The 3,736-nt window shown below is 56.3% G+C and carries 6 protein-coding genes; all 6 read right to left on the minus strand.

Annotated elements, in window-relative coordinates:
* A partial coding sequence (locus lacNas_RS11345) for an HAD family hydrolase (protein ID WP_201335871.1) occupies nucleotides 1-719 on the minus strand: 719 nt, incomplete at its 3' end.
* A 96-nt stretch (nucleotides 720-815) separates the two neighbouring features.
* The gene (locus lacNas_RS11350) at nucleotides 816-1,823 is read right to left on the minus strand and encodes an asparaginase (RefSeq protein ID WP_201332049.1); all 1,008 of its coding nucleotides are present in this window, start codon (nucleotides 1,821-1,823) and stop codon (nucleotides 816-818) included.
* Nucleotides 1,813-2,265 (minus strand): MarR family winged helix-turn-helix transcriptional regulator, encoded by a 453-nt coding sequence (locus tag lacNas_RS11355; protein WP_201332050.1) that lies wholly within the window; start codon nucleotides 2,263-2,265, stop codon nucleotides 1,813-1,815. Before lacNas_RS11355 ends, lacNas_RS11350 begins: the two co-directional genes overlap by 11 nt.
* Nucleotides 2,266-2,343: 78 nt before the next feature.
* Nucleotides 2,344-2,613, minus strand: a complete 270-nt coding sequence (locus lacNas_RS11360; RefSeq protein WP_201332051.1) for a chorismate mutase — start codon at nucleotides 2,611-2,613, stop codon at nucleotides 2,344-2,346.
* Between the two features lie 247 nt (nucleotides 2,614-2,860).
* Nucleotides 2,861-3,322: a YbaK/EbsC family protein gene (locus lacNas_RS11365; RefSeq protein ID WP_201331173.1), complete on the minus strand. Its 462-nt coding sequence runs from the start codon at nucleotides 3,320-3,322 to the stop codon at nucleotides 2,861-2,863.
* Nucleotides 3,323-3,420: 98 nt separating this feature from the next.
* A partial coding sequence (locus lacNas_RS11370) for a homocysteine S-methyltransferase family protein (protein WP_201346877.1) occupies nucleotides 3,421-3,736 on the minus strand: 316 nt, incomplete at its 5' end.

Genomic DNA, 3,736 nt, shown 5'->3' on the forward strand with positions numbered 1-3,736 from the left:
TTGGCCACCCCGACGCCGGTGCCGGCGGCCTGGATCATGGGCAGGTCGTTGAAGCTGTCGCCGATGGCCATGGTTTCTTCCATTGAGCAGCCCAGCTCCCGGCACAGAGCCGCCAGGCCCAGCCCCTTGTTCACCTTGGGCGGGTTGAATTCCAGATAGCGGTTGGACGAAAAGCTCATCTCGCTGACGGCCTCCAAATCCGCCAGGTCCCCGCGCAGCCTCTTCAGCTGCTCAAAGTCCGGGTTGACGTAGAGAATCTTGGCGAACCTGGCCCCGCTTTTTCTCAAAGCCGTCAGGTCTCCGCCCGGTAGCGCGAAGAAAGTCGCCCGTCCCTTGCAAAAATCGATCTCTTCCTGCGTCAAGGCATAGCCGTAGACCCGGTCTTCGGTGTAGACGTGCATCCCCAGGCCCAGTTTCTGCCCCCGCTTGAAGATTTCCTCGACCAAACCAGCGTCCATCCCCGTGAAAGAGATCAGGCGCGGGCCCTTGTTTTCAAAAATCGCCCCGCCGTTGTAACAGATCGTGTACTGGCCGGCCTGGTCCGTCTGCCCCAGTTCCTCCAGGGTCTGCTTTAAAGAGTAAAAGCCCCGCCCGGTCGCCGGCACGAACTTGATGCCCAGTTCCTGGCATTTCTTGATGGCCCGCAGGTTGGCCGCCACGACCCGGTTGCCGGGTCCCAGCAAGGTTTCGTCTAAGTCGCTGGCAATTATCTTGATCATTTTTTCCTCCTCTATCACGCAAGCCTTTACGACCATGATAACGTTTTTACGGCAAAAATGAAAAGAATTGCGCAAAAAAAGCTGCTTTACAGCAGCTTAATCGGTGATGGTTACCTCACCGGCAATATCCTTGTTAAAGAAGGCCCGGACGTCTTCCAGGTCCATCCCCTGGCCCAGGGCCCACATCAGTTTCGTCACGGCGCTTTCGCTGGTCATGTCCCGGCCGCTGATGGCGCCTTCCAGCATCGCTGCCCGGCCGACCTCGTACTTGGTCAGGTCGGTCCGCTCGTACAGACACTGGCTGCAGGCCACCACCGGGACTCCCCTTTGGATGATCTCCCCGATGGCCTTGACCATGTTCCGCCGCATGTAGTTCATGCCGCCTAAGCCGTAGGCCTCGATCACGATCCCCTTGACCCCGCTGTCGACCATGGCGCTCAAAACAGCCGGGTCAAAGCCCGGGAAGAGCTTGATCATGGCCACGTGGGTTTCCACTTTGGTGTTCAAAGTACAGATGGCATGCTCGCTGGGCACGTATTCAAAGTCCTTGTGCTTGATGTCGATGCCGTCGGAAGTGACCATGGCAACCGGGTCGACGTTGATGCTCTTGAAGGCGTCAAAGCCGGTCGTCCGAATCTTGACGCAGCGGCAGCCCCGCATGATCTGCCGGTTGAAGGCAATGTAGATCCCCGGCTTGCAGGTGGCCGCCGCGGCGAAAGCAACCCGGAGGTTGTCCGGCGCGTCGCTCAAGATGGCCTGCATCGGCACCTGGCTCCCGGTCAAAACGACCGGCAAGTCGATCCCCTGCAGCATGAACGTCAGCATGGACGCCGTATAAGCCATGGTGTCGGTTCCGTGCGAAACGACGATGCCGTCAAAGCCCCGGCGCAATTTGTAGATCTGTTCAGCGATAAAGGCCCATTCCTCTGGCTGGATGTTGGAAGAGTCCAGCGATAGAATGTCCTTGACCTCGATCTCGTAAGGCAGCCCTCCCAGGGTGTGCAGCAGTTCCGCGCCGGATTTCCCGGGGATCAGGCCCTCCTCTGAAGCTACGGAAGCAATCGTTCCCCCGGTTGACAGAAGCAAAATTCTCTTATTGGTCATCTTTTTCACCAGCTGTTCTTTCCTCATCCTGTGCCAAAAATTCATACAGACGGTCCAGGTATTCCTCAAACTGCCGCAGTTCCTTGTCGCTGTAGAGCAGCGCCAGCTGCTTTTGCAGCTGGCTGCCCCACTGCTTGGCGCTCTTGCAGATTCTGCGCCCTTCTTGCGTCAGCGTGACGATCTTCACCCGCTTGTCGTTTTCCGCCAGCCGGCTCTTGACATAACCCTTGCACTCCAGCCGGCCCACGATGCCGGCCATGGTCGCCTGGGCAACTTGAAAGTGAATCTCCAGCTGCTTTAAAGGCGCCTGCCCGTCCTGGCAGTGCTCCAGATAAACCAGAGCATGAAACTGCGAGAAGGTTAAGCCAAGCTGCTTCAGCTCCCGGTTGCCCCGCTTAGCCGTTAAATCATTGATCTTCTTGACCTTCAAACCCAAATCCATGCTTTTTGACAACTCCTAATTACCAGCAAAGTTTTTTAGGAATCCATTTTAACATTTTTGGCCGCCAAAAGGCGCCCCCTAGGCCAAAAAATCTCTTTCCAGCTCCTTGGCCTGGTCCATGATCTCCTGGTAGACCGCTTCCAGGGCCCGGCCGTATTCCGGCCGCCCCGCCAAGCGGTTCACCTTTGCCAAAACCTGTTTCTCCCTTTCCGGATCAAAAACCGCCCGGCCGCTTGCCTGCTTGGCCCGGGCCACCTGCAGGACCAGGTCGTACCTTTTGACCAGGGCCTGGACCAGTTCCTGGTCGACTTCGTCAATCCGGGCCCGCAAATTCGTCAGCTCTGCCATCTTTTTTACCTCAAAAAAGGCGGTTTCCCGCCCAAAAGCCTCTCAATTCCTAACTTATTTTAAAAAAGCGCCCCTTAGCACTTTACGAAAGAAAATGAAAGTATTATCATATAGATGAAAAAATTACGATTAGGTTGAGCGTCACACCAAACGCTGAACTTTATCTGTGGTAAATTGTTATTGTTATCAAGTGTAATTTTTCACATCACAGAGAGCGCGAACCGGAGGGTTCGCGTTTTTTGTTTGCCTAGGCCGTCTTGGTCACGTCCACCCAGGCAGTGTAGTCCGAGTACTTTTCCAAGTCCGGAATGGTCAGCTTCACCGCGCTGTTGCTGCTGCCGGCTGCCGGATAAACCTCGCTGTGGCGCTTCAGGGACTCGTCGAGGTAGACCTTGACGCCGGACTTGACGGCAAAAGGACAAACCCCGCCCGGAGCATGGCCGATGTAGTCCTCCACCTGATCGAAAGGAATCATCTTGGCCTTCTTGTGAAAGGTTGCCTTGTACTTGTGATTGTCCGTCCTGGCTTCCCCGGCCATGACCACCAGAATCGGCGCGTCATCGACCAGAAAAGACAGGGTCTTGGCAATCTGGTCCGGCTCAGTGTCCAGGGCCTGCGCGGCTAAAGCCACGGTGGCTGAGGACTCTGGAAGCTCAATTACCTTGACGCCGGTTCCTTGGAAAAAATCTTTAACTCGTTCGACCGCCATTGTTCAACCTGCTTTCTCTTCTGAAGATTATTAACCTAAAATTAAAAATGATTTAAAAGCAGTATAAACCTTTTTCCCGGCGGAAACAAGAAAGAAGGCTAGGCTTGAAAAGCCTTGACGGCCGCGGCCACCTTGGCGATGTCCGCCGGCATGGTCGTGCAGCATCCCCCTACCAGGCTGGCCCCGGCTTGCAGCCATTCGGCCGCTGCCTGGCCAAAGTCGGCCGCTTCAGCCGGATAGACCCATTCCTTGACGGCCGGGTCATACTCGGCCCCGGAGTTGGGGTAGACGACAACCGGCAATTGGCTGGCCTGGCGCAGGTTCTTGACAACGTCAACGGCCCAGGCCAGCTTGAAGCAGTTGGCCCCGGCGGCGAAGACCTGGGGGTACCTGCCGGCTTCCTGGACGGCTTCT

The sequence above is a fragment of the Lactobacillus nasalidis genome (assembly GCF_016587775.1).
Classification (GTDB): domain Bacteria; phylum Bacillota; class Bacilli; order Lactobacillales; family Lactobacillaceae; genus Lactobacillus; species Lactobacillus nasalidis.

Excerpts from the sequence above, each read along its gene's own strand:
- lacNas_RS11350 (WP_201332049.1), bottom strand. The coding sequence starts at position 1,823 with ATGACCAATAAGAGAATTTTGCTTCTGTCAACCGGGGGAACGATTGCT.
- lacNas_RS11355 (WP_201332050.1), bottom strand. The coding sequence starts at position 2,265 with ATGGATTTGGGTTTGAAGGTCAAGAAGATCAATGATTTAACGGCTAAG.
- lacNas_RS11360 (WP_201332051.1), bottom strand. The coding sequence starts at position 2,613 with ATGGCAGAGCTGACGAATTTGCGGGCCCGGATTGACGAAGTCGACCAG.
- lacNas_RS11365 (WP_201331173.1), bottom strand. The coding sequence starts at position 3,322 with ATGGCGGTCGAACGAGTTAAAGATTTTTTCCAAGGAACCGGCGTCAAG.